This is a genomic window from Rhodococcus sp. ARC_M12 (assembly GCF_022810385.1).
Lineage (GTDB): Bacteria > Actinomycetota > Actinomycetes > Mycobacteriales > Mycobacteriaceae > Rhodococcoides > Rhodococcoides navarretei.
On the sequence record NZ_JALGQI010000013.1, the window covers coordinates 125,096 to 150,050 of the forward strand.

The following is a 24,955-nucleotide window of genomic DNA, read 5'->3' on the forward strand; positions in this document are numbered from 1 at the left end:
CTCACGGTGACGAACCGATCAGTGGCTGCGAGCCGGACCGTCGAAACCGTCGTACGAACGGCGTTCCGTGCGGCTGCGGAAGCCTCCGGAGCGGTGCTCGTCCTGGCGGGGGCCGGACGCGGGACGACGGTTGTCGGAGCCACGGTACGAGCTCGAGTCGGAGCGACGCGGACGGTCTCCCTGGTAGCCCTCGCCGCTGCGCGGGTTGGAGCCCTGGTAGCCGCCGCCGCTGCGGGGATTGGAACCCTGGTAGCCCTCGCCACGCGGGTTCGAACCCTGGTAGCCGGTGCGGGGACGGTCTCCCTGGTAGCCCTCGCCGCTGCGCGGATTGGAGCCCTGGTAGCCGCCACTGCTGCGGGGGTTCGAGCCCTGGTAGCCGCCACTGCTGCGCGGGTTGGAGCCCTGGTATCCGCCGCCGCTGCGTGGGTTCGATCCCTGGTAGCCGGGACGGCTGTTCCGGTCACGGGGAGCGGACTCGGCGCGCAGGGGCTCACCGGTCGGCTTCTTCGCCCCGGTGATGCTGTTCAGCTCGGCCGAACCGGGCGAGACGTTGACGGCGGTGGCCTTGACGCCGGCCATACCGGTCAGACGCAGAACCTGACGACGCTGGTTGGGGAGCACGATCGCGACAACGGTGCCCTTTTCCCCGGCGCGTGCTGTGCGTCCTGCGCGGTGCAGGTAGTCCTTGTGGTCTGCGGGCGGGTCGACGTGAACGACCAGGTCGATACCGTCGACGTGGATTCCGCGAGCAGCGACGTCGGTGGCGACGAGAACGGGGGTACGGCCGTTCTTGAAGCGCTCGAGAACGCGGGTGCGCTGATTCTGTGCCTTGCCACCGTGGAGTGACTCCGCGGCGATACCGAGCGCACGCAGACGGTCGGTGATTCCGTCGCAGCCCAGCTTGGTACGCGCGAACATGATGGTGCGGCCGCCTTCGCGGGCACCGATCTCGGAGAGAACCAGATCCTTCTGACCCCGGTCGACCATGAGTACGTAGTGATCCATGGTCCGGACGCTGGCTTTGCCGTCCTGGGTGGAGTGCTCGACGTGATCGGGCAGGAACTGGCGAACCAGCGACTGAACCTCACGGTCGAGGGTTGCCGAGAACAGCATGCGCTGTCCGTCTGCCGGAGTGTCGGCGAGGACGGCACGCACCTCGGGCAGGAAGCCCATGTCGGCCATCTGATCGGCCTCGTCGAGGGCGGTGATCTCGATGGAGTCCAGGATGCAGGTGCCCTGACGAAGGTGATCGGCGAGGCGGCCGGGGGTGGCGACGAGAACGTCGACTCCGCGTCGGAGCTGCTCGACCTGCTTGTTGAACGGGGTGCCGCCGACGGCGGGCATGACTCGCAGGCCCTGCGCATTGGCGTAGGGAGCGAGAGATTCGACGACCTGGAAGGCGAGCTCGCGGGTGGGAACCAGCACCAGTGAACGCGGGCGCTTCGCGGCCGGTCGGTCGGTGTGCAGCGACAGTCGTTGCAGGATCGGCAGGCCGAAGGCAAGGGTCTTGCCCGAACCTGTCTGCGCGCGACCGAGGACGTTCTTGCCGGCGATCGCGTCGGGGAGCGCCTTCTCCTGGATGGGGGAGGGCACGGTGATCGAGTTGCGCGCCAATGCGGCGACGACTGCCTCGGGCAGTCCGAGATCGGCAAAGGTGAAGGCCGGTGCCGCTACGGGCGTCGGGACTGCCGTGGCGTCGGAAGTGGTGGAAACGGGTGTGTTGGAAACAGCGTGGGTCACGCAGTAAAGCCTCTCCGGATTACGGGCACGCCAATAAGCCCGAAGCTGAGAGCACCCGAAGAACCGGGAAACACGAAAAACAGCCAGAACACATTGATACGAGCCAGGGCACTGTCACCTGGCCATCAGAATGCAGCTGAGAACTGCATAAAGTGGGGCTGTTTGTGCCATTTCGATTGCTAGGTCGCGATGGCGACCGGTCTCTACTGTACGGGACGTATCGCGAATTGTTCGACTCGAGTAGATGTGACCTGTGCGACCCCGATCGCGTGCCGACTCACCCGACGAGCTTGCTCAGTTCCTCCAGCCACGGCATGGCGACGTAGATCGTGGGGAGAACGAGGATCACCACGGCCGCTGCGTAGGCAGCCGCGGCAATGCGTACATCGCTGCCCGGTCCGCTCAAGCGTTGAACACGGATCAGGGTGTGCGGTCCACCGGCCGCCATCGCACCACGCGGTGCGGTGGACCCGGCACACGTGACCAGTGCCCTGGCCAGCGGAGTGGGGCCGGTCACCTTGACCGCCGAATCGTCTGCGAGCAGCTCGACCAGCAATTGCACGCTGCCGAGGGCGGATTTGCTTCGGACGATCCGCGGAAACGCTTCGTTGACCGCGGTGAACGCCTCGAGGACCAGGTCGTGGCGGGCCCGAAGATGGGACCGCTCGTGACTGAGTATGGCGGTCACTTCTGCCTCGGAGAGGCTGGCCAGTGTTCCTCGACTGAGGACCACCCGCTGGCGCAGACCGGGCAAGCAGTACGCAATCGGTTCGGCCGCGTCGATCACTCGAATGTCGGCATCCCGAAGACCACGAAAAGGGTTCTCGCCCAAGTCACTTCGATCCAGGAGATCTACGAGTACGCGGTGCCTGGACCGGCGGCGGCGAGTTCTGATCGCTACCTGAACGACAGAGAACATCAGTTTGGCGCCGATACCGAGCGTGATCGCGAGGACGACGACGTAGAGGATCCACAGAGGGAGACCCAGTGCGTCGATCTCGTCGGTCGGGGCCGTCGTCGGACGGCCGTCCGGACCGGGAACCAACAGCAGTCCGCCGATGGCGAGGCCGGAGCTGAATGCAGAGAGAACAGCAGCGAGAGCAATCGCCTGCCACAGCACGAGGGCGGCGCGGGGTGACCGGTACGGCCACGTCGCCCGAGCGAGCACCGCTGGAACCGGCCCCGCCAGAATCAGCGCGAGTACCGCAAAAACCAGGGCAGTCGTCGAGTTCATGTCCTCACTTACTACGGCGAGCGTCAGTCCCTCGGACGGCTATCTCCAGCCGAAGGGGACTCTGTAGTCGATTGTGCCACTTCCAGCGCGGCAAGTGCCTCACGGAGTGCGGCGGCCTCGTCGGCCCCCACCTGCCCGACGAAGTGCACGAGAGCCGCTGCGCGTCCACCCGATGCCGGTGCCTGCGACAGAGCGTCGACCATGAGGCTTGCTACCAACTCGTCGCGGCCGTGCAACGGCGCGTACCGGTGTGCTCTGTCGTCGCGTTGCTGGACGACCAACTTCTTCTTCGCCAGCCGCTGCAGCACGGTCATCACCGTCGTGTACGCGAGTTCGCGATGCGTCGCAAGCGCCTCGTGGACCTGTCGAACGGTCTGGGGATCCGACGACTCCCACAGATGGTCCATCACTGCGCGCTCTAGTTCACCAAGACCAGCCATTCGTCCGAGTCTACGGCTACTCCGACGCTGATGCGTACTACTCGTAGTAGTACCGACCTGTCGGGTGGTGTGGGATCGGTCATAGTCGCTGCCGCCCGATTTCGGCGGGTCCCCACCGGCGAGGTGTCGTGGACGAATATTCTGACGACAGTTCGTGCCGCATCTCGGTCCGAATCCGTCAGACGAGCGGAGCTTCACGTGGATTGGTTCGATTCCCTTTCTTTGATCGACGGACCGTTACCTGTCATCGTCGCAGTGGCCGGAGTTCTGGGCGGTGTCTGGCTGCTCGTCTCTCGCTCGCGGCGATACATGACACGTGGGCTACCGATAGTGGCAACGGCGGCCGTTGTGGTCACCGTGATCGGTTACGTGGTCGTCGAAAAGGTGTGGCGACCGCTCCCGGATCCGATCGAGACGTCCATCTATGTCTGGATCGGGGTCGGCCTCGCGGCCCTGATCGCGGTGATCCCACGTTCGATGGCGGCGCACGGGGTTCTCGGTACGCTCGCGTCGTTGGTGGCGGCCGTGCTCGTCGTGGCAGTCTCTGCGCTGAACGTCAACCTGAAGTTCGACGCGTATCCGACCGTGGGTACTGCGCTGGGGGTGGAGTCCGCGACCCGCATTCAGTTCTCCGACGTTCCTCCAGCGGTTTCTCGAACCGTCACCGGAACGCCGCTCGATTCCGTCTGGACCGCACCAGCGGGAATGCCGTCCGCGGGTCGCCTCACCTCGGCTGCCATCCCTGCTACGGCATCGAACTTCTCTGCCCGAGACGCTCAGATATATCTTCCCCCTGCATATTTCTCGGATCCACGTCCTTTGCTGCCGGTACTCGTACTCCTCGCCGGGCAGCCGGGTGACCCGGAGGACTGGCTCAACGGCGGCAAGCTCGCCGAGACGATGGACAACTTCGCCCGCGACCACGCCGGCCTGGCACCGGTTGTGGTCGTGGCCGACGGCACCGGTTCGCCGATCGACAACCCGCTGTGTGTCGACTCTCCGCTCGGCAACGTCGACACGTACCTGTCGCGCGACGTACCGGACTGGATCGACAGTGCTCTTCAGGTCGATCCGGATCGCGCACAGTGGGCGATCGGTGGACTGTCCTACGGCGGAACGTGTTCCATCCAGATGGCGACGAATCATCCCGACGTCTATCCCACCTTCCTCGACCTGTCGGGTCAGACCGAGCCCAGTCTCGGCGACAGGGATCGCACCATCCGCGAGGCTTTCGGCGGAAATCCGGCAGCGTTTGCTGCCGTCAACCCACTCGACCTGCTGAAATCGCGTCAGTACCCCGATTCGGCCGGTATTTTCGTCGTGGGGTCGGACGACAACGACTACAAATCCGGTCAGCAGGAGATGTACAACGCTGCGAAGGCCGCCGGGATGGACGTGCAGTACGTGGAGGTACCGGGCGGGCACAGCTTCGCGGTGTGGTCGGAAGGGCTCCGCCGTGAGCTCCCATGGCTGGCAACGAGAACAGGGTTGATTTCGTGAACGTGACCGATCCGGAACGACCGTCTGCGGCGGACGCCGAACCACCCACGCACGCCGAACCGTCCTGGGTGTCCGAGCGCACGGAATCCCTGAGGTCGGGTGCGTCTGCAGTCATGCGCCAGCTTCGGCGGGTGTGGGCGCTCATCGTGTTCGGTGCCGTGGGAGCACCGGTGAGTTTCACCTTGCTCGCCCTCGTCTGGGTGATGGGCATCGTCGCTGCGGTCGTGGACAACCGGGGCGAGATGGACAAGTACTTCGCCGTGGGCATCATGCCGTTCGAGCACTGGCACCTGTGGACCCCGCTCACCTCGGGTCTGACGGCGCCCAACATCGCCGGTTGTGTGGTGGCCACAGTCGGGGTGCTGCTCGCCGCCGCACCGATCGAGCGCCGGATCGGATCCCGTCGCTTCGCCGTCGCAGCATTCGTGACGCAGGTGGCCGGCTCGCTGCTCGGTCTCGGTCTCGCGGCCCTGGCCAAGACCTTCGACGCGGACTGGGGCTTCCGGTTGCACGTCGGAACCGCTGTGGGCCCGACGACCTGGATCTTCGGCGTGGTCCTGGTCGCGACCTCGCGAATGGATACGTTGTGGCGCAGGCGAATCCGCGTCGGCGTGCTGGCCCTGCTGGTGACGTTGGCCTTGTTCGGTGGACACCTGCAGGACGTCGTTCGGCTCGCTGCGGCGGTGATCGGTCTGATCGTCGGACCATGGATCGTCGGGCGATCTGCCCGCGGACCTCGATTGGCGGGTACCCAACGCGAAGGTCGGGTGTTGGTTGCGCTGATCGTCGCCGCGAGTGCCCTCGGCCCGGTGCTGGCTGCCCTGAGTCCCAACGCTGTCGGGCCGTTCGCGGTACTTCGTGATGTAGTGCGGGGAGTGCCGTACACGGCGGCCGAGGTGCGCGAAATCTGCTCCGACGCGACCACCGACCCGGTCGAATGCCGTCGTGGTCTGCTCGATCTCAGACTCGGGGGAGTCGGCCCGACGATCCTGAGCATCATGCCGTCCTTGTTCCTGCTCGTGGTCAGTGACGGCCTACGTCGAGGCAGGCGTTTCGCGTGGGCGATGGCGGTGGTCTCGCAGGGAATTCTGCTCGCACTGTCGGTGGCCAACTTCGCAATCCGGTTCCTCGAGTCCGGTGACGATCAGTCCCTGTTCTACGGATTGGAATCGCCGACGGCGTACCGCACTGCGGTCCCGTTCCTGCTGCCACTGATCGTGCTGCTGGTCCTGGTCGTCACGCGCAAGTTCTTCGACGTCTCGGCACCTTCGGGTACCTACCGTCGATGGGCGGCCTCGGTGGTCGGAGTGGCGGTCGGACTCGCCCTGATCTACTCGATCGGTGGGTATCTGGCCCGCGACGGGTTCGCCGATTCGGCGTCCTTCGGCGGGTTACTGGCGGACTTCCCGCAACGATTGATTCCCCCGGTCTATCTGCAGTGGCTCGAACCCGCCCTGCTACCTCAGAGCACGCCGACGACCCTGCTCTTCGAGTGGACCGGCGTGGTGTTCTGGGTGGTGGTGTGCGTGCTCGCCGCCAGCACGTTCCTCACCCCGGTGTACGGCACCGAGACCGATGCCACCGAACGCGCGCGCGGATTGCTGATGTCGAGCAGCGGGTCTGCTCTGTCGTGGATGACGACCTGGCGCGGCAACAAGTACTGGTTCGGTCCGGACGGCCGTAGCTACGTCGCCTACCGAGTCATCTCCGGTGTGGCACTGACCACCGGCGATCCCGTCGGTCCACGGGAGTCCCTGCGGGACAACGTCGTCGACTTCGCGGAGTTCGCGTCGAGGAACGGATGGATTCCATGCTTCTACTCCGTCACCCCCGACGTCCGCCGCAGCACCGATTCCCTCGGCTGGGGCGGAATTCAGGTCGGTGAGGAAACGGTCCTCGACCTGGACGGAATTGCCTTCACCGGCAAACGATTCCAGGATGTGCGGACTGCACTGAACAGAGCGAAAAAAGCCGGCGTCGTCGCAGAGTGGATTCGTTTTCCTTCTGCTCCGCTGGCGATCACGGACCAGATCACTGCCATTTCGGAGGAGTGGGTCGCAGACAAGGGCATGCCCGAGATGGGCTTCACCCTCGGCGGTCTCGAGGAGGTCGACGACGAGAACGTGCGGTGCCTGATCGCCGTCGACGAGCAACGGACCGTGCACGGCGTGACCTCGTGGATGCCGGTCTACGAGGATGGAGTCATCGTCGGTTGGACGCTCGATTTCATGAGACGGCGATCCGAAGGGTTTCGACCCACGATGGAATTTCTCATCGCATCGGCCGCTCTGCTGCTCGAACAGGAGGGGGCCAGATTCCTCAGTCTCTCGGGAGCGCCCCTGGCCAAAGTCGACGAGAAGCAACCCGAACACGTGGCCAGTGCCGAGCAATCGACGCTGTCGGGACTGTTGGAGCGGCTGCTCGATGTCCTCGGAAGCACCCTCGAACCCGTCTACGGATTCCGTTCCTTGTTGGCGTTCAAATCGAAGTTCCAGCCTCGCTACGAACCGATGCACATGACCTTCGCGGATCCGGCCGCTCTGCCCAGTATCGGCAACGCGATCGGCCGCGCATATCTGCCGGACGTGTCGATCGGTCAGGGTGTCAAGCTGGTGCGCACCATGATCGAGCGGTGACGCCGGCTCGTCAGTTGGTGGTGAACGGTTCTGCAGCAGAACGGTGCAGTGACTTCACCGGCCCGCCGACCGACCCGTACACGTGCCGAGTGCCGATCGGAACGACGAGTGGGCGATCGGACATCGGGTCCTCGATCACGGCGGCTTCGAGGCCGAATACGTCGAGCAGAAGCTGCTCGGAAATGACGTCCTGCGGCCGACCCGAGGTGACGATCTGTCCCTGCTTCATCACGATCAACCGGTCGCTGTAGCGAATTGCCAAGTTGAGGTCGTGCAGCACCATCACGATGGTGCGGCCGAGTTCGTCGTGCAGCCGGTCGACGAGGTCCAGGACTTCGATGGAGTGCGCCAGATCGAGGTACGTGGTCGGCTCGTCGAGGAGCAGAATGTCGGTGCCCTGGGCCAGCGCCATCGAGATCCATGCGCGCTGCCGTTGGCCGCCGGACAGTTCGTCGACGGGCCGGTCGGCGAGATCTGCGACTCCGGTCAGTTCCAACGCGTTCGCCACCTCGGCCTCGTCGTCCGAGCTCCACTGCCGGATCCACGACTGGTGCGGATGGCGACCGCGCGACACCAGATCGGCGACAGTGAGCCCCTCGGGAGCGGTCGGTGCCTGAGGCAGCATTCCCAGTGTGCGAGCCACCTCCTTGGTCTTCATCGACGAGATCGCCCGACCGTCGAGCGTGACGCTGCCGGCCTTGGGCTTGAGCAGGCGGCCGAGCGAACGAAGCAGGGTCGATTTTCCGCAGCCGTTGGGACCGATGACCGTGGTGATGACACCGGTGTGAATTTCGAGATCGAGGTGCTCGACGATGATGCGATCGCCGTAACCGAGGCTGAGGTCTTCCGCGATCAGGCGCGAGGTGTGGCCGATTGTCATATGGAAGCCTTTCGATTACTGCGAACGAGAAGGTAGAGCAGGAAGGGCCCACCGAGGGCGGAGGTGACGATTCCGACCGGGAGCTCCACCGGCAGAATGGTGCGCGCGATGAGATCGCTTGCCACCACCAGCAATCCACCCAGTAGTGCCGAGGCGATGATCGGCGGGCCCGGCGTTCGCAGAATCCTCAGCGCGATCTGGGGGGCGGCCAGCGCTACGAATCCGATGGGTCCGGCCGCGGCGGTGGCGATCGCCGCGAGCGCGACAGCAGCGAGCAGCATCATGGCTTGGCTGTGTTGCAGGCGCACGCCGAGCGATCGCGCGTTGTCGTCACCCAGGCGTAGCGCGCCGAGGGTGAACGTCGCGATGACGGTGCCACCGCCGACGAGTACGACAGCCGCCGCGACCGGCCAGACCGAGGCCCAGTTGGCACCGTTGAGCGAGCCGTTGAGCCAGACCTGAGCGCGCGAGACGTCGTTGATGTCGGCGCTGATCAGTAGCCAGCCGATCACGGCCGTGAGCATGGCGTTGACGGCAATTCCCACAAGAATGAGCCGGAAGCCGTCGACACCTTTTCGCCAGGCGAGGGTGTAGATCGCGATTGCGGTGAGCAGACCGCCGATCAGGGCCGCGAGTGGCAGGCCAAGAGTAGCGAGCAGACCGCTGAAGCTGCCGCCTCCGCCGAGCACGATCAATGCGACCGCTGCGGCACTGGAACCGGCGGTGATACCGAGGATGTCGGGGCTGGCGAGCGCGTTGCGGGAAATCGACTGGGTGATGGCCCCGGATATACCGAGTGCGGCTCCGACCAGCAGCCCGGTCAGAGATCGCGGCAGGCGCAGGTCCATCACGATGAAGCGCTCGATCCTCGAGCCACCACCGAGCAGGACGTCGAGGACCTGAGCTATCGACAGCGGAAAGTCGCCCCGGCCGATGTTCACGCACATGACCAGCACCAGTGCCACGGCCAGCAGGGCGGTGGTCAGAACCATGAGCGGCCGTCGGACGGTCGAGATCGGGCCGAGGCGAAACGGAGGCCGAGTGCGAACCGCGCCGGTACCGGACGGGGGCGCGGGGGACCGTACATCGGCGGTCACAGGCCGACCAGCTTTCTGCGTCGAACGAGGGCGATGAAGAAGGGCGCTCCGATCAGGGCCAGAACGATGCCCACCTGTAGCTCGCCCGGGCGCACCACGACGCGTCCGATGACGTCGGCGATCATCAGCATCACTCCGCCCATGAGCCCCGCGTAGGGGACCAGCCAGCGGTAGTCGGGTCCCGTCACCGCCCGAGCGATGTGCGGCACGACCAGGCCGACGAACGCAATGGGTCCGCACGCGGCAGTCGCTGCGCCGGTCAGCAGCGTGATGGCGAGGATTCCGACAGTTCGGGTGATCGCGATGTTGGTCCCGAGCGAGCGTGCGACGTCCTCACCGAGGCTCATGACATTCAGGCCGGGAGTGCTCGCGAGTGCGATCAGAACGCCGATCACCAGGAAGGGCAATACCTGCCACAGCACATCGAGGCCGCGTCCTGCGACCGATCCGACCACCCAGAAGCGGTAGCCGTCGAGGCTGGTCTGATCGAGCAGTACGACTGCGTTGGTCATCGCCGAGAGAAAGAACGCGACGCCCGCTCCGGCCAGGGCCAGATTGATCGGACTCGATCTGCCCGATCCGATCGACGACAGTCCGAACACGACGACGCTCGCCACCGCAGAGCCGGCGAACGCGAACCACAGGTACTGACTCGGTGAGGTGAATCGGAACAGGTAGATGGCCATCACCACGAAGAACGCCGCACCGGCATTGAGGCCGAGCAGGCTGGCGTCGGCCAACGGGTTGCGCGTGTGCCCTTGGATGAGGGCACCTGCGATACCGAGCGCGATGCCGACGACCAGTGCGAGCACCGTGCGGGGAATCCGCAACGTGCGCACGATGATGTCGGTGTCGGTGCCCGTCGAATTCAGCAGGGCGTGCGCGATCTCGGCGAACGTCAGTGGCCGGGCACCGATGGCGATGCTCGCGAGTATCCCGGCCACGAGAGCTGCGACCAGGACTGCCAAGCCGAGCAATCTCCGCCGTCGAATGGCTGCGACCGAACCGTCCTTGGGGATGGGCTCGAACCCGTCCGCGACAGCCGTCTTGTCACGCACCACCTCGGACGATGCAGCACCTATGCGGAACTGGCGTCCGAGGGCACGCCGCGCGCCGATCGGGTCGTGCGTGGTGCTGTCACGCAGCGTCAGGCCCATCCAACGTCGACCGGTGCTCTGGCCTTCGTTGCCGTCGCGGTATCCGCGGTTCCAGACGAACAGAGCCAGCGCGACGCATACGGCGATCGTGCCGAACACGAATCGGTCCGCCTGGCCGCCACCGTTGTCGTCACGGAGCGCGTCGACGATCGACCAGCCTACGAAGAGCGGGAGCAGCACGATCAGGGCATCGATCGCAGCAGCGGCGATGCGAGAACTCCGCGGCGGCGGTCCCGCGGGCACGTCCTGGGTCCCGTACTGCTCGTCGGGAGACCGGCGAGCGCCGTGGGGGCCGAGTAGCGGAGCAGTTGTCACTGTGGTCGTGACTCCTCGCTGTATCGAAGGGACTCGGTTTAGGTTACGGAACCCTTGCTCGCCGCGTGAGGCGAGGTAAGGATAGCGGTACCTGTCCCGTTTTGAGATCTGGTTAGGCTAACCTACACACAGGGGCCGAGGTGCGATGCGTGCACCCGCCACGAACTGCGAGGAGATTTCAGGTGTCAGTTGCAACCGCGGAATTCACGGGCTGGGCCGATATGCATCGATTCTCGAATCGATCCGGCGCGGCGACGTTGTTGGCCGACTCGTGTGCAACCCTGCGCGCGCTGAATCCCGATTATCCGCGGATGTACGCGGTGGCAGCGATGGCGAACGAGGGAAAGCGACGCTGGTGGCAGTTGGCCGTGGGCCTCGACGACGGCCGCGTGGAGCAGATGTACCGACGGTCGCTCGAGGATCTCGATGTTCCGGAGGCCGCGGCAGTGCAGGTCGCGACGGCCTTGATCCACGCCGTCGTCGGCCGCGTGACCGCGCTGCTGGTTCTGGAGGCACGCGCCTGGGATCCGGGCATCGACAATCTGTGGATCCACATGGACAGCGACGGCGGAATCGATTGGGCGGGAGTAGGATCGCCGATCCTGAGAGTCCTACCGGAGGACCCGGCTGCGGGTGAGCCCGGCACGGTCACGCTCCCATGCGAACGGGCCTTGTTGGTCTGGACGGCGCACCGCTGCACGACCTCGCTCGGTGCGGTCCACCGCGCGGTGTCGGAGCGCGCACCGCTGGACGCGCGAGTCTTCTGGGCTCTGGTGGGCGACGCCATCCTCGGGGCCTCGACGTACGTGCCGATTCTTGCGGGGGCGGGCGCATCTGCCGGTGCGCGCAGAGGTCAGATGTTGCTCGACGCGATGGTCGCTGCGGGGGCTCCCGTCCGGTCACGCGTCGGGGTGCCTGGCCGGGTGCGGCTGCGGGCGTCGTGACTCCCTTGCGCATCAACTAAGGTTTGCCTATGCTTACTTGGTACCAACGGACCGCGCCGGAGTCCTGAGGGCTGCAGTGACTCCCGGTCCTTGCCACGGTGGGCCTCTCGTTCTCAGCGAACGAGAGGCCCACCGATTTTCGTGGGTCGATCGTCGTGTATCTCTGAGTCGGAGTCGACAGTCGAGTCGGCCGGACCATTTCGACGCCACCGGAGGCAGAGCTATGACGGACTCGAACGGCATTACTGGGGAGAGCACCTTCGACACCATGACGCCGGAGCAGCTCACAGAACTGTGTGCACGAGGATTCGACGGGGTAGTCGGCCTGCGATACCTCGAGGTGTCCGGCGACGAGGTGCGCGCGGAATGGACCGTCACCCCGCAGCTTCATCAACCGGCCGGAATCATGCACGGGGGCGTGCTGTGCTCGGTGGTCGAATCGGTGGCCAGTATCGGTGGATCGGCGTGGTTCGGCGCGCGCGGACACGTGGTCGGAACCAACAACAACACCGATTTCCTGCGCGCAACGCGCTCGGGAACCCTGACCGCGCATGGACATCCGATTCACCGGGGTCGCACCCAGCAGCTCTGGCAGGTCGACATGACGGACGAGAACGGACGCCTTGTCGCCCAGGGCAAGGTCCGGCTCGCGAATGTCGAAAACACCGCGCATCTGGGACAGTGAGGCCCATGACCGGACACAGCGACAACGCCGAATCCTCCTCCGAGTCCAGGGGCACCGCATTGACCCCCGACGCGTTCGATCGCCTGGAGTCACTGTTCGGTCCCATCGATGACGAACTGGCACAGCACTATCCGGGTGACCGAATCGGCGGTCAGCCTTCGCACACCGTCTACGTATCGGCCGCGGACGCTTCGGCTGCCGTGCCGGACGAATGGGGCGCGGCCGCCCTGGCCATCCTGGACGCCAACCCCGAGGCATTCGCGGGACTCGACACCGCCGACGCACTGCCCCTTGTGCGTGACCGGCTCGGCAGTGCTCCCGTTCAAGATCTCAGATTCGACTTCGAGGACGGCTACGGGTGGCGGTCGGACGCCGTCGAGGACGGTCATGCGCGCGCAGCCGGTGCCGCGCTGTCGGCGTTGGCGCTGGATCCAGCGGGCCCGACATGGCTCGGAGTACGCGCCAAAGGGCTTGCTGCACATGAGCGTCGGCGTGGTATTCGCACCCTCGAGCTCGTTCTGGAGGGAGCCGGGGGAGTGCCCGACGGCTTCGTGTTCACCGTACCCAAGCTGCGCGCCGTCCAGCAGGTGGCCGCAGTGGTGGCTGTGTGCGAGGAACTCGAGCGGGCCCATGGTCTACCGGATCGCGCGCTTCGGTTCGAGTTGCAGATCGAGAGCCCACAGGCGGTGATCGGGGCCGATGGCACGACGACGCTCGCGCGGGCGATCGCTCGGGCGGACGGCCGCTGCACCGCCCTGCACTACGGGACCTACGACTACAGCGCCGCCTGCGGAATCACTTCTGCGCAGCAATCATTGGCGCATCCGGTGGCAGACCATGCGAAGAACGTCATGTTGGTGGCGGCGGCGCAGACCGGGGTATGGGTGTGTGACGGCTCGACCCAGGTGGTGCCGACCGGCGATCCCGATCAGGTCGCGTCATCCGCTCGGCGGCATTTCGATCTGGTCACCAGATCCCTCGAGCGCGGTTTCTATCAGGGGTGGGACATGCATCCTGGGCATCTGGTGACACGGTGGCTTGCCACCTTCTGCTTCTTCCGTCAGTCCATGCCGGTCGCTGCTGCTCGGTTGGGCAGCTACCTCGATCGTCAGGGTGGTGAGGTGATGGACGAGCCGGCGACGGCGCAGGCGTTGGCAGGCGTTCTGGTGCGGGGTCTGGATTCGGGCGCGTTCGGCATCGCCGAGCTGCAGAACGTTGCTGCCGGCATCGACCGAGACGTGCTGCGCGGACTGCTCGATCGATCGGTGACCGTGCCGCTCGGATGAGGTGCGTCGGCGCACTCCGCTGCCGACGGGTCGCAAGCGTGTCAGAATTGCCGGGCACCATCACCGATCGGGACGGAGAACTCCAATGCGGTTGTCTCCGCACGAGCAGGACCGACTGCTCGTCAGTTACGCGGCCGAACTCGCTCGCCGTCGTCAGGCACGCGGCCTGAAGCTCAACCACCCCGAGGCGATCGCGGTCATCACCGATCACCTCCTCGAGGGTGCCCGCGACGGCCGATCGGTCGCAGACCTGATGTCCTCGGGTCGTGAGGTTCTCGGTGCCGACGACGTGCTCGACGGGGTTCCCGAGTTGCTCCCCGAGGTGATGGTGGAAGCGACTTTTCCGGACGGTACGAAGCTGATCACGGTGCACGAGCCGATCTCGCCGACGCGGGGTGACGGCCACCTGATCCCGGGCGAGATCATCACCGTCGCAGGCGACATCGAGATCAACGAGGGTGCCGAGGTGATCTCGATGATCGTCGTGAACGCGGGAGATCGACCGGTACAGGTGGGTAGCCACGTGCATTTCCCGCAGTCCAATGCAGCTCTGCAGTTCGACCGTGAGCGGGCATACGGTTGCCGGCTCGACATACCCGCAGGCACAGCGGTGCGTTTCGAGCCCGGCATCGAACAGACGATTCGGCTCGTGCCCCTCGGTGGCACGCGCGAGGTACACGGATTGAGCATGACACCTCCCGGAAAGTTGGACAGCTGATGGCGCGCATGAGTCGCAGTCGATACGCCCAGTTGTTCGGCCCCACCACGGGTGATCGAATCCGCTTGGCGGACACCGATCTTCTGATCGAGGTCACCGAGGACCGCAGCGGCGGACCCGGCAACGCCGGTGAGGAGGCCGTGTTCGGCGGCGGGAAGGTGATCCGTGAATCGATGGGTCAGTCCCGAGCCACCCGCGCCGACGGTGCTCCCGACACGGTGATCACCGGGGTGGTGGTTGTCGATTACTGGGGAATCATCAAGGCCGATCTCGGTATTCGCGACGGACGCATCGTGGCGCTCGGCAAGGCGGGCAACCCCGACACCATGACCGGCGTGCATCCCGATCTCGTCATCGGCCCGTCCACCGAGATCATCGCGGGCAACGGGAAGATCGTCACAGCAGGCGGCATCGACTGCCACGTCCACCTGATCTGCCCTCAGATCAAGGAAGAAGCTCTCGGCGGAGGCATCACCACCGTCATCGCAGGAGGAACCGGCCCCGCCGAAGGCAGCAAGGCCACCACCGTCACTCCTGGCGCGTGGCACCTCTCCCGAATGCTGGAATCGCTGGACGACTGGCCGATGAACATCGTGCTCCTCGGCAAGGGCAACACGGTCAATCCGAACTCGATGTGGGAGCAATTACGAGCGGGCGCATCGGGATTCAAACTGCACGAGGACTGGGGATCGACTCCGGCCGCGATCGACGCGTGCCTGCGAGTGTGCGAGGACGCAGGCGTTCAGGCAGCACTGCACTCGGACACCCTGAACGAGGCCGGTTTCGTCGAGACCACCCTCGATGCGATCAATGGACGCGGAATTCACGCGTACCACACCGAGGGTGCGGGCGGTGGGCACGCACCCGACATCATCACGGTGGCGGCGCAGCCACATGTGTTGCCCAGCTCGACCAACCCGACGCGTCCCCACACCGTCAACACCCTGGACGAACATCTCGACATGCTGATGGTGTGCCACCACCTCAGTCCTTCCATTCCGGAGGATCTCGCCTTCGCCGAAAGCCGCATCCGACCGTCGACCATCGCGGCCGAGGATCTGCTGCACGACATGGGTGCGATCTCGATGATCGGTAGCGACGCCCAGGCGATGGGCCGGATCGGTGAGGTGGTTCTGCGAACCTGGCAGACGGCACACGTGATGAAATCTCGCCGTGGGTTCCTGGCCGGTGACAACGGAGCCGACAACAACCGTGTCATGCGCTACGTCGCGAAGTACACCATCTGCCCGGCCGTCGCACACGGCCTGGATGACGAGATCGGTTCGATCGAACCGGGGAAGCTCGCCGACCTCGTGCTGTGGGATCCGGCGTTCTTCGGCGTACGTCCCCACATGGTGATCAAGGGCGGCATGATCGCCTGGGCTGCCATGGGCGATGCCAACGCGTCCATCCCGACCCCGCAGCCCGAACTGCCGCGTCCGATGTTCGGGGCGTCGCCGAAGGCGGCCGCCGCGACCTCACTGCATTTTGTTGCCCCACAGGCGATCGAGGACGGACTCGCTGGACGTCTCAACTGCGATCGACGGCTGGTTCCGGTCAAGAACGTGCGCGGCGTCAGGAAGTCGGACATGGCACACAACGACGCTCTGCCCGATATCCGAGTGGATCCCGACACCTTCACCGTGCGGATCGACGGTGACGTGTGGACAGAGCAACCGGCCACCGAACTGCCGATGGCGCAGCGATATTTCCTCTTCTGATGTCCGATGCCCGACTACGAGTGACGACGCTTCTCTCGCTTGCCGATTCCCGCCTGCCCACCGGTGGCCACGTGCACTCCGGGGGAGTCGAAGAAGCCATCGCCTCGGGCTTCGTTCGAGACATCACGACGCTCGAGGCCTTCCTACGACGGCGCATCAGGACTTCCGGTGCCACCACGGCGTCCATTGCCGCATCATTGGTGCACGGGTCGTCGAGCACGGACGAGGCCGATGCCGAATCCGACGCACGAACTCCGTCCCCGGCAGCCAGGTCTGCCTCGCGTGCTCAGGGCCGTGGATTGCTTCGGTTGGCCAAATCGGCGTGGCCGCATCATGATTGGGCGTCGATCGGGCGGAGGCCACACCTGGCGGTTGCCGCTGGGCACGTCGGACTCGCGGCGGGCCTGTCGGTTGCCGACACGGCCGCGGTACAGGTGTACATCACCATGACCGGGTCGGCGATTGCAGCACAGCGTCTCCTCGCGCTCGATCCGGCCGAGGTCGCGGCGTGCACCATCCGGTTGGGCGAGTTCTGCGACGACGTGACGGCCGCGGTGTGTCGATGTCTGCCGGAGCTGATGGAGTTGTCGGATCCGTTGCTGGACATGTTCGCCGAAGCCCACGCCGTCCGCGATCGGCCGTTGTTCGTATCCTGATTACGGTTCCATTTTTTCTCTAGTGACAAGGAGTTCGACATGCCCCCGCACCTGATCGACGGTGAGCCCCACGACCACGGTTTGGATCGGCCCAAGCGCGCACGGGTGGTAGGCGATGCGCTGCGCGTCGGGATCGGTGGTCCCGTCGGGTCCGGCAAGACGGCGTTGGTGGCTGCCCTGTGCCGCGAGCTGCGCGACGAACTCTCACTGGCCGTACTCACCAACGACATCTACACCACCGAGGACGCGGATTTCTTGCGTCGGCACGCGGTATTGCCCGACGAGCGCATCACGGCGGTGCAGACCGGTGGCTGCCCGCACACCGCGATTCGAGACGACATCACGGCCAATCTCGACGCCATCGACGATCTGATCGAGAACAACCCGCCCCTCGATCTGATTCTCGTGGAATCCGGTGGCGACAATCTGACGGCGACGTTCTCGTCCGGTCTGATCGATGTACAGATCTTCGTCGTCGACGTTGCCGGGGGAGACAAGGTGCCGCGGAAGGGCGGTCCCGGTGTCACGTTCTCCGACCTGCTGGTCGTCAACAAGACGGACCTCGCCCCGTACGTCGGAGCCGACCTCGGTGTCATGGAGCGCGACGCGGCCCAGGTGCGCGAGGGACGACCGACTGCGCTGATCTCCCTCACCGACGATCCGGCGGCGACCATGGTGCTCGAGTGGGTGCGGGAGCAGCTGAAGGTGATCGCCGACGCCGACGCGCATGCCCACACGCACTGAGCGTCGATGCACACCGAGCTCTGCATCGACGCGAGCCGCACCCGGAGCCCACGCATCACCTCGGTGGGAGGGCTGGCCGGCCGACAGACGGGACCGGACACGGTTCACCTGATCGGAACGGCGGCAACGCCTCTGGGCGGTGACACCATCACCGTGAGAATATCGGTGGCGGCCGGCGCCCACCTGGAGGTGCGCAGTGTCGCTGCCTCGTTGGCGATGCCCGGTGGGCTGCATCGTCACTCCTCCGCGCGGTGGCACTTCGAGGTCGGAGCGGGCGCGTCGTTGATCTTCGATCCCGAACCGATGGTCGTGGTATCCGACGCCTCGCACTCGGTGGTCAATACCGTTGCACTGGAGCAGGATTCGATCCTGTGGCTACGTGAGCGTACGCAGATCGGCCGCTTCGAGGAAGCGTTGGGACACTGGAGCAGTGCGATGCGATGCGACGTCGGCAACAGCCCGTTGTTGCGTCACCGAGTGGAACTGGGTGCGGGATCGGTTGCGCACGACGCGCTGTCGGCTCCGCTGTCGATGTCCAGCACCTTGCAGTATCCCGATGACCGTTCGTCCGAGGTCGATCTCGCCGACGGAACCGTCCGGCTGTCGCTGGCAGGAGGCGGTTCGCTCAGCACCTCGGTGGGACACCGACTGCAGCCCGCCGGAGCCGATCTGTGAGACCCGCACACTTCGAAACGAACAACGCATCGGCCGACGGTGTCCCGTCGGCCGATGCGTGTTCTCGAACACTTCGGTCGGTGGCCGATCAGCCCGCTGCGTCCTCGCGTTGCCGTTCCACCTCGGCGGTGCGCTTGTCCACGTCACCAGCACGTTCGATGGAGTTGAGTTGCTCGATGGCCAGTCGCGCGAACACCTGCTGCTCGGTCGACGCCATCTGAGCCCGACCGCGGCCGAGGAACGTCACGAACCACGAGATGACGGTCGTGATGCGGCTGCGGTAGCCCACGAGGTAGTAGAGATGTAGAGCGAGCCACATGAGCCAGGCGATGAAACCGCCGAATTCTAGCTTTCCGACCTTGGCGACCGCGTTGAAGCGCGACACCGTTGCCATCGAACCCTTGTCGAAGTACTTGAACGGGGCCCGCTGGGCGGGATCGTCCTGGCCCTTGACCGACGCCTTGATCAGTTTGGCCGCGTAGGTCGCTCCCTGAATGGCGCCCTGCGCCATGCCGGGAACGTCCTTGACCGACATCAGGTCGCCGATCACGAACACGTTCGGATGGCCCTTGACGGTGAGGTCCGGTTCGACCAGCACGCGTCCGGCGCGATCGGTTTCCGATCCGGATTGGTCGGCGAGCTGCTTGCCGAGGGGGCTGCCCTGCACGCCTGCAGACCAGACCTTGCACTGCGACTCGATGCGACGCGTCGTGCCGTCCTTCTCCTTGACGGTCAGGCCGTCGTTGTCGACGTCGGTGACCATCGCGTTCAGCTGGATTTCGACGCCGAGCTTCTCTAGCCGCTCGGCGGCCTTGCGGCCCAGCTTCTCGCCCATCGGCGGCAGCACGGCGGGCGCGGCGTCGAGCAGGATGACGCGGGCGTCACGCGGATCGATGTTGCGGAAAGCTCCGTCGAGGGTGCGATCGGCGAGCTCGGCGATCTGCCCGGCGAGCTCCACGCCGGTGGGACCTGCGCCGACGACCACGAAGGTCATGAGGCGGTCCTTCTCTTCTTGATCGTCGGAGAGTTCGGCCTGCTCGAACGCACCGAGGATGCGTCCGCGCAGTTCGAGTGCGTCGTCGATGGTCTTCATGCCGGGCGCGAACTCGGCGAAGTGATCGTTGCCGAAGTAGGACTGTTGTGCGCCCGCCGCGACGATCAGGCTGTCGAACGGAGTGACGGTGATGCGTTCGAGGAGCTTGGACGTGACCGTCTTGGCCTCGAGATCGATGTTCAGCACGTCTCCGAGCAGCACCTCGGCGTTCTTCTGCTTGCGCAGAATGACGCGGGTGGTGGGGGCGATCTCGCCGACGGACAGAATTCCGGTCGCGACCTGGTAAAGGAGAGGCTGGAAGAGGTGGTGTGTCGTCTTGGCGACGAGGGTGATGTCGACGTCGGCTTTCTTGAGCGCCTTGACGCCGAACAGACCTCCGAACCCGGAACCGATGACGACGACGCGGTGACGCTTCGATTCGAGCGGTTGGATGCTCATTACCTGCTCCCTAACGATTGCTGTGTGAGGTCAACGGTAGTCGCCATCCATCGCGACGTCTCGGCGAGGTCGTCGTGTCTGTGGTTGCATCTCACACCTGTCGGCCGGCTGCGGCGCGCTTCGCCAGTTCCACGGTCGCGGCCCGCAGTTCGGCAGCCGAGTCGATCGGAGTCGCATAGCCGACCCTTGTGTACGCGATCCCGCGTGGCGTGAGCACTTTCAGATCCAGTCCGTACCGGTCCGCGGCCGTGCACTCGGCGGATGTGGCGTCGGGAAAGCCGCCCAATTCGCGAGCCATCGCGTTCAGCGACGACGCGTGGTCGGCGTTGAGGTGCTCGATTGCGTACGCCGAGGTCGGCGATACCGGATCGGGCGCGGCCTCGGAATACGCGTCGGCAGTTGCCGAATCCATCCGGCCGTATCCGCCGACCCAGCGGACTCGATGCACGCGCATGATCCAGAGCGTGAAGTCGCTGTAGTCCAGGTAGTACTTCGCTGCTGGTACGCCGTCGAGATGCGCCGCGCGTGCTGCGGTCAATTCGTCCCCGTCGGGCCGTTCCACCACGCCGGCCAGCGTGATGCGGCCCGACGCCAGTGGATCGGTCTGCGATTGCGGTGCCACGATCGACAGGCTCATCCGTTGGTCGCCTGCGAGGTTCCGTCCGTGCTCGGCCATCCGGGAGACACACAGAACCGGAGCGCCGTCGAGCAATCCGTACGTGACGAACGATGCCCAGGGATCGCCGTCCGCGGTCAGGCTCGCGAGGGTTGCGGTGTTGGTGGACGCAGCGATCGTGCGCGCTTCCTCGGCCGCGGAGGGACGACGGTCGTGGACCACCGGTGCCAGGGGAGGAGGGACGGACGGGGCGTCACCGGGATCGCCGTGATCGAGTGCCATGCGGAGAAGCTTACGGCGACGACCTAGACGAGGTCTCCGGCATGAATCAGCGCGTCGGCGACGAGTGCGACACCGAGCACGACGAAGATGACGCGCACCGTCGGCGGGCCGTACCGCATCAGCGCCCGCACGGTTGCCGTGAACGCGCGTCTGGAACGTCGACTCTTCCTCGACGCCAGAATCAGAACGAGGATGGGCGGTAGTAGCCCGATCAAGCAGTAGACGACGACGATGGCCGGCCACCACGGCGGCCGGGGATCGTAGGTCGAGAGCATCGTCAGCCCGGCGAGATAAGGCACTGCCGTCGGGCCCTGCACCAAACCGATCGTGAGTCCGGTCAGGGCGACGACGGGAATGCTCGAGCCGGCTCGAGCTGCCCACGCCGGTGGGCGCCGTTCGGCGGTGCGCAGAGCACCGAGAGTGATCAGCACCAGCCCGATCACGAGCTCGGTGCGATACCGGACCGTAGGAGTGATGGTGATGTCGAACAGATCGGTGAAGAAGTCGATGCCGAGAACGGTGAGTATGCCGAACGTGGTCGTCGCTGTGAACACTCCGCCGACGAAGGCCAGCCCGGCTCGGAAAGGAGACCGGCGGGTGGTTCTCGCGTGCACCGCGATGGCAGCGGTCACGCCGATCAGCAGCACGTCGAGCGAATCGAGCAGTGCGAATCCGACGAGCGCAAGCAGCAAGGTCACCATGGAGTGTCCAGGATATCGGTCAGCCGAAGGTGACCTTCTCGGTGACGACGGCCACGGCAGTCCGGCCAGGAATCGGTGGCACGTCAGCTCCCGACGTACGCAGCCAGGTGCTGGCCGGTCAGAGTCGAACCGTCCGCGATCAAATCGGAGGGCGTTCCCTCGAACACGACGAGTCCGCCGTCATGGCCGGCACCGGGACCTAGGTCGATGATCCAGTCGGCGTGGGCCATGACGGCCTGATGATGCTCGATGACGATCACCGACTTGCCCGAGTCGACCAGGCGGTCCAGCAGCCCGAGGAGTTTGTCGACATCTGCAAGGTGCAGTCCGGTGGTGGGTTCGTCGAGCACGTAGATCCCGCCCTTGTCGGCCATGTGTGTAGCCAGCTTGAGGCGTTGCCGTTCTCCACCCGACAGAGTCGTCAACGGCTGGCCTATCTTGAGGTAGCCCAACCCGACATCGTTCAGGCGCTGCAGAATCTTGTGTGCCGGGAGCAATTTCGCTGAGCCGTCGGAGAAGAACTCCTCGGCCTCGGCGACCGACATCGACAACACCTCGTCGATGTTGCGACCGCCGAAGTGGTACTCGAGTACCGATGCCTGGAATCGCTTGCCCTCGCACTCCTCGCACACCGTGGCTACCCCGGCCATCATCGCGAGGTCGCTGTAGATGACGCCGGCGCCGTTGCACGTCGGGCACGCGCCCTCCGAATTGGAGCTGAACAACGCAGGTTTGACGGCATTCTCCTTGGCGAACGCCTTGCGAATCGGTTCGAGCAGCCCGGTATAGGTTGCTGGATTGCTTCGACGCGACCCTCGTATCGCCCCCTGATCGACCGACACCACATCGTCTGCACCCGAGAGTGATCCGTGAATGAGCGAACTCTTGCCCGAGCCGGCGACGCCGGTGACGACTACCAACACACCGAGTGGAACGTCGACGTCGACGTCGCGCAGATTATGGGAGTCCGCGCCGCGAATTTCGAGCACATCGGAGAACTCGCGGACGGACTCCTTGAGAGAAGCCCGGTCGTCGAAATGCCGACCGGTGACCGTGTCGCTCTGACGCAATCCGTCGACGGTGCCCTCGAAACAGACGTGTCCGCCTGCGCTTCCTGCACCGGGACCCAGATCGACGACGTGGTCGGCGATGGAGATCGTCTCGGGCTTGTGCTCGACGACGAGCACGGTGTTTCCCTTGTCCCGCAGCTGAAGCAGCAGATTGTTCATTCGCTCTATGTCGTGGGGATGCAGACCGGTGGTCGGCTCGTCGAACACGTAGGTCACATCGGTCAAAGACGACCCCAGATGGCGAATCATCTTGGTGCGCTGGGCTTCTCCACCGGAGAGTGTTCCCGACGGGCGATCCAGGCTCAGGTAGCCGAGCCCGATCTCCACGAACGAGTCGAGGGTCTCACCCAGCGTGGTCAGCAGCGGTGCCACCGACGGTTCCTTCAGGCCACCCACCCACGTCGCCAAATCGCTGATCTGCATCGAACACGCGTCGGCGATGTTGACGCCCTTGATCTTCGACGACCGAGCGCCTTCGTTGAGCCGGGTGCCGTGGCAGTCCGGGCAGGTGGTGAACGTGATCGCGCGTTCGACGAAGGCGCGGATGTGGGGCTGCATCGCCTCGACGTCCTTGGACAGAAACGACTTCTGGATTTGGGGCACGAGCCCCGAGTAGGTCACATTGATGCCCTCGACCTTGACCTTCGTCGGCTCGCGATAGAGCAGATCGTCGAGTTCCTTCTTAGTGAACTTCGAGATCGGCTTGTCCGGGTCGAAATACCCACAGCCGCGGAAAATTCGGCCGTACCAGCCCTCCATGCTGTAGCCGGGGATCGTGATCGCGCTCTCGTTGAGTGACTTGCTCGCGTCGTACAGCGCGGTGAGATCGAAATCGCTGACCGAGCCTCGGCCCTCACAACGCGGGCACATGCCACCGGTCACGGAGAACGACTTCTTCTCGGTGGTCTGCCTGCCGCCCTTGTCCACCTTGTACGCGCCTGCACCGGACACCGACGCCACGTTGAACGAAAAGGCCTGTGCGGAACCGATGTACGGCTTTCCGACTCGGCTGAACAGAATGCGGAGCATGGCGTTGGCATCGGTCGCGGTCCCGACGGTGGAATGGGGATTGGAGCCCATGCGCTGTTGATCGACGATGATGGCCGTGGTGAGTCCATCCATGACGTCGACGTCGGGTCGGCCGAGCGTCGGCATGAATCCTTGGACGAAGGCACTGTAGGTCTCGTTGATCATGCGCTGCGATTCGGCGGCAATCGTACTGAACACCAACGAACTCTTTCCGGAGCCGGAGACGCCGGTGAACACGGTCAGTCGCCGCTTGGGCAACTCGACATCGATGTCCTGAAGATTGTTCTGCCGGGCCCCCTGTACCCGAATCACATCGTGACCGTCGGCAGCGTGCGGTGCCGTGTCCTGCGTGACCTTCTTCGTCGCCATGAGGGCTCACGCTAGTCGTACCGGAACGTGCACGCCTGTCGATTCCTGATCGATTCCGGTGGCCGACAAGGCGTCGTCGAGCCGACCCAATTCACCCACGGAGGACTCGAGCAGAGGGCGCCGCACGGTCGCGTCGGAGATGACGCCGATCCTGACGAGCGCGGCCTTGGCCATGATGGCACCCTGCGTCGTACGCATGATCGCGTCGGTCAACGGCAGGAGCGATCGCTGTACTGCGATCGCCCGATCCAGGTTGCCGACGCGGACTGCCGCGATCAGTTCGGCGTAACGGTCTGCCACCACGTTGCCGGTGACACTGACCAATCCTGTTGCACCAGAGGCAAGGTAGGGGAGCGCAAGTTCGTCGATTCCGCAGTAGTAGGCGAGGTCCGTCGATGACATGACGGTCATGGCCTCGTACAGATCACCCTTCGCGTCCTTGACGGCACCGATGAGGGGGTGGCGGGAGAGTTCGATGAGCGTCGACGCCTCGACCGCCACACCTGTCCGCGCAGGGACGTCGTACACCATGACGGGCAGCCCACCAGCATCGGCGATCGCGACGATGTGCTCCGTGATGCCGGCCTGGGTGGGCCGCGAATAGTAGGGAGCGGTGATCAACAGTGCGTCGGCTCCGGCTGCTGCTGCGGACCGGGCCATCTCGATCCCCGTCGAGGTGTCGTTGGTGCCTACTCCCGCGATCACTCGAACAGCGTGATCCGAGTGCCTGCGAGCCCGAGCGATCAGCTGCGAGGTCTCGTGGTTCGTCAGGGTAGGTGCTTCACCGGTCGTTCCGGCGACGACGACGCCATTGCATCGTGTTGCCATCAGGTGCGTGAGAAGCGCATCGACGCCCGCTCGGTCGAGCGATCCGTCGGGGTGCATGGGGGTCGCCATGGCGACGAGGTTCGTGCCGAAGATCGTCGAGGCCGGCGACGGAGTGGTGATCATGGTCCGAGTGTGGACCG

The 24,955-nt window shown here is 65.1% G+C and carries 21 protein-coding genes; 10 read left to right on the forward strand and 11 right to left on the reverse strand.

Annotation, left to right across the window (positions count from 1 at the left end; translation table 11 throughout):
- Positions 1–18: 18 nt before the first annotated feature.
- The 3 genes from MTX35_RS17425 to MTX35_RS17435 all read right to left on the reverse strand — a co-directional run bounded on the left by MTX35_RS17425 (position 19) and on the right by MTX35_RS17435 (position 3,414).
- The gene (locus MTX35_RS17425) at positions 19–1,740 is read right to left on the reverse strand and encodes a DEAD/DEAH box helicase (RefSeq protein ID WP_374230318.1); all 1,722 of its coding nucleotides are present in this window, start codon (positions 1,738–1,740) and stop codon (positions 19–21) included.
- Positions 1,741–2,017: 277 nt separating this feature from the next.
- Entirely contained in the window at positions 2,018–2,974 is a 957-nt protein-coding gene (locus tag MTX35_RS17430; protein ID WP_243596177.1) for a M56 family metallopeptidase, read from the reverse strand.
- A gap of 23 nt (positions 2,975–2,997) precedes the next feature.
- Positions 2,998–3,414, reverse strand: coding sequence for a BlaI/MecI/CopY family transcriptional regulator (locus MTX35_RS17435; RefSeq protein WP_243596178.1), 417 nt, complete (start codon positions 3,412–3,414; stop codon positions 2,998–3,000).
- 198 nt (positions 3,415–3,612) lie between these two features.
- On the opposite strand from MTX35_RS17435, the gene MTX35_RS17440 reads away from it, so the two are divergent.
- Complete coding sequence (locus MTX35_RS17440; protein ID WP_243596179.1) at positions 3,613–4,914, forward strand: esterase family protein; 1,302 nt, start codon at positions 3,613–3,615, stop codon at positions 4,912–4,914.
- 113 nt (positions 4,915–5,027) lie between these two features.
- The gene (locus MTX35_RS17445; protein ID WP_243596214.1) at positions 5,028–7,550 is read left to right on the forward strand and encodes a bifunctional lysylphosphatidylglycerol flippase/synthetase MprF; all 2,523 of its coding nucleotides are present in this window, start codon (positions 5,028–5,030) and stop codon (positions 7,548–7,550) included.
- Positions 7,551–7,560: 10 nt separating this feature from the next.
- On the opposite strand, the gene MTX35_RS17450 is transcribed toward MTX35_RS17445, so the two are convergent.
- The 3 genes from MTX35_RS17450 to MTX35_RS17460 form a co-directional block, all read right to left on the reverse strand.
- Positions 7,561–8,430: an ABC transporter ATP-binding protein gene (locus MTX35_RS17450; RefSeq protein WP_243596180.1), complete on the reverse strand. Its 870-nt coding sequence runs from the start codon at positions 8,428–8,430 to the stop codon at positions 7,561–7,563.
- Positions 8,427–9,422, reverse strand: coding sequence for an iron chelate uptake ABC transporter family permease subunit (locus tag MTX35_RS17455; RefSeq protein WP_243596181.1), 996 nt, complete (start codon positions 9,420–9,422; stop codon positions 8,427–8,429). Before MTX35_RS17455 ends, MTX35_RS17450 begins: the two co-directional genes overlap by 4 nt.
- A 101-nt stretch (positions 9,423–9,523) precedes the next feature.
- Positions 9,524–10,999 (reverse strand): iron ABC transporter permease, encoded by a 1,476-nt coding sequence (locus MTX35_RS17460; RefSeq protein ID WP_243596182.1) that lies wholly within the window; start codon positions 10,997–10,999, stop codon positions 9,524–9,526.
- A gap of 221 nt (positions 11,000–11,220) precedes the next feature.
- On the opposite strand from MTX35_RS17460, the gene MTX35_RS17465 reads away from it, so the two are divergent.
- From MTX35_RS17465 to MTX35_RS17500, 8 genes are all read left to right on the forward strand, one after another.
- Positions 11,221–11,943, forward strand: coding sequence for a hypothetical protein (locus MTX35_RS17465; protein WP_243596215.1), 723 nt, complete (start codon positions 11,221–11,223; stop codon positions 11,941–11,943).
- A 223-nt stretch (positions 11,944–12,166) separates the two neighbouring features.
- Entirely contained in the window at positions 12,167–12,628 is a 462-nt protein-coding gene (locus MTX35_RS17470; RefSeq protein ID WP_374230319.1) for a PaaI family thioesterase, read from the forward strand.
- A 5-nt stretch (positions 12,629–12,633) separates the two neighbouring features.
- Positions 12,634–13,914, forward strand: a complete 1,281-nt coding sequence (locus MTX35_RS17475) for an aldolase/citrate lyase family protein (RefSeq protein ID WP_243596183.1) — start codon at positions 12,634–12,636, stop codon at positions 13,912–13,914.
- An 85-nt stretch (positions 13,915–13,999) separates the two neighbouring features.
- Positions 14,000–14,632, forward strand: a complete 633-nt coding sequence (locus tag MTX35_RS17480) for an urease subunit gamma (RefSeq protein ID WP_243596184.1) — start codon at positions 14,000–14,002, stop codon at positions 14,630–14,632.
- Positions 14,632–16,353, forward strand: a complete 1,722-nt coding sequence (locus MTX35_RS17485; protein ID WP_243596185.1) for an urease subunit alpha — start codon at positions 14,632–14,634, stop codon at positions 16,351–16,353. Before MTX35_RS17480 ends, MTX35_RS17485 begins: the two co-directional genes overlap by 1 nt.
- A complete protein-coding gene (locus MTX35_RS17490; RefSeq protein ID WP_243596186.1) occupies positions 16,353–17,009 on the forward strand; it encodes an urease accessory protein UreF in 657 nt (218 codons plus the stop codon). Before MTX35_RS17485 ends, MTX35_RS17490 begins: the two co-directional genes overlap by 1 nt.
- Positions 17,010–17,048: 39 nt before the next feature.
- Positions 17,049–17,753 carry an urease accessory protein UreG gene (gene ureG, locus MTX35_RS17495; RefSeq protein ID WP_243596187.1) on the forward strand — a complete coding sequence of 235 codons (705 nt, stop codon included), beginning with the start codon at positions 17,049–17,051 and terminating at the stop codon, positions 17,751–17,753.
- A 6-nt stretch (positions 17,754–17,759) separates the two neighbouring features.
- Complete coding sequence (locus MTX35_RS17500; protein WP_243596188.1) at positions 17,760–18,428, forward strand: urease accessory protein UreD; 669 nt, start codon at positions 17,760–17,762, stop codon at positions 18,426–18,428.
- An 88-nt stretch (positions 18,429–18,516) separates the two neighbouring features.
- On the opposite strand, the gene MTX35_RS17505 is transcribed toward MTX35_RS17500, so the two are convergent.
- The 5 genes from MTX35_RS17505 to dapA form a co-directional block, all read right to left on the reverse strand.
- Positions 18,517–19,920 (reverse strand): NAD(P)/FAD-dependent oxidoreductase, encoded by a 1,404-nt coding sequence (locus tag MTX35_RS17505; protein ID WP_243596189.1) that lies wholly within the window; start codon positions 19,918–19,920, stop codon positions 18,517–18,519.
- A 91-nt stretch (positions 19,921–20,011) separates the two neighbouring features.
- Positions 20,012–20,818 (reverse strand): HugZ family protein, encoded by an 807-nt coding sequence (locus MTX35_RS17510; RefSeq protein WP_243596190.1) that lies wholly within the window; start codon positions 20,816–20,818, stop codon positions 20,012–20,014.
- A 23-nt stretch (positions 20,819–20,841) separates the two neighbouring features.
- A complete protein-coding gene (locus MTX35_RS17515; protein ID WP_243596191.1) occupies positions 20,842–21,519 on the reverse strand; it encodes a GAP family protein in 678 nt (225 codons plus the stop codon).
- Positions 21,520–21,602: 83 nt separating this feature from the next.
- A complete protein-coding gene (locus MTX35_RS17520) occupies positions 21,603–23,987 on the reverse strand; it encodes an excinuclease ABC subunit UvrA (protein WP_243596192.1) in 2,385 nt (794 codons plus the stop codon).
- A 6-nt stretch (positions 23,988–23,993) separates the two neighbouring features.
- On the reverse strand, positions 23,994–24,938 hold the full coding sequence (gene dapA / locus MTX35_RS17525) for a 4-hydroxy-tetrahydrodipicolinate synthase (protein WP_243596193.1): 945 nt from the start codon (positions 24,936–24,938) through the stop codon (positions 23,994–23,996).
- Positions 24,939–24,955: the final 17 nt, after the last annotated feature.

Coding starts and splice junctions, on each gene's coding strand:
- MTX35_RS17430 (WP_243596177.1), bottom strand. CDS start 2,974: ATGAACTCGACGACTGCCCTGGTTTTTGCGGTACTCGCGCTGATTCTG.
- MTX35_RS17435 (WP_243596178.1), bottom strand. CDS start 3,414: ATGGCTGGTCTTGGTGAACTAGAGCGCGCAGTGATGGACCATCTGTGG.
- MTX35_RS17445 (WP_243596214.1), top strand. CDS start 5,028: ATGCGCCAGCTTCGGCGGGTGTGGGCGCTCATCGTGTTCGGTGCCGTG.
- MTX35_RS17450 (WP_243596180.1), bottom strand. CDS start 8,430: ATGACAATCGGCCACACCTCGCGCCTGATCGCGGAAGACCTCAGCCTC.
- MTX35_RS17455 (WP_243596181.1), bottom strand. CDS start 9,422: ATGGTTCTGACCACCGCCCTGCTGGCCGTGGCACTGGTGCTGGTCATG.
- MTX35_RS17465 (WP_243596215.1), top strand. CDS start 11,221: ATGCATCGATTCTCGAATCGATCCGGCGCGGCGACGTTGTTGGCCGAC.
- MTX35_RS17470 (WP_374230319.1), top strand. CDS start 12,167: ATGACGGACTCGAACGGCATTACTGGGGAGAGCACCTTCGACACCATG.
- MTX35_RS17475 (WP_243596183.1), top strand. CDS start 12,634: ATGACCGGACACAGCGACAACGCCGAATCCTCCTCCGAGTCCAGGGGC.
- MTX35_RS17480 (WP_243596184.1), top strand. CDS start 14,000: ATGCGGTTGTCTCCGCACGAGCAGGACCGACTGCTCGTCAGTTACGCG.
- MTX35_RS17485 (WP_243596185.1), top strand. CDS start 14,632: ATGGCGCGCATGAGTCGCAGTCGATACGCCCAGTTGTTCGGCCCCACC.
- MTX35_RS17490 (WP_243596186.1), top strand. CDS start 16,353: ATGTCCGATGCCCGACTACGAGTGACGACGCTTCTCTCGCTTGCCGAT.
- ureG (WP_243596187.1), top strand. CDS start 17,049: ATGCCCCCGCACCTGATCGACGGTGAGCCCCACGACCACGGTTTGGAT.
- MTX35_RS17500 (WP_243596188.1), top strand. CDS start 17,760: ATGCACACCGAGCTCTGCATCGACGCGAGCCGCACCCGGAGCCCACGC.
- MTX35_RS17505 (WP_243596189.1), bottom strand. CDS start 19,920: ATGAGCATCCAACCGCTCGAATCGAAGCGTCACCGCGTCGTCGTCATC.
- MTX35_RS17510 (WP_243596190.1), bottom strand. CDS start 20,818: ATGGCACTCGATCACGGCGATCCCGGTGACGCCCCGTCCGTCCCTCCT.
- MTX35_RS17515 (WP_243596191.1), bottom strand. CDS start 21,519: ATGGTGACCTTGCTGCTTGCGCTCGTCGGATTCGCACTGCTCGATTCG.
- MTX35_RS17520 (WP_243596192.1), bottom strand. CDS start 23,987: ATGGCGACGAAGAAGGTCACGCAGGACACGGCACCGCACGCTGCCGAC.
- dapA (WP_243596193.1), bottom strand. CDS start 24,938: ATGATCACCACTCCGTCGCCGGCCTCGACGATCTTCGGCACGAACCTC.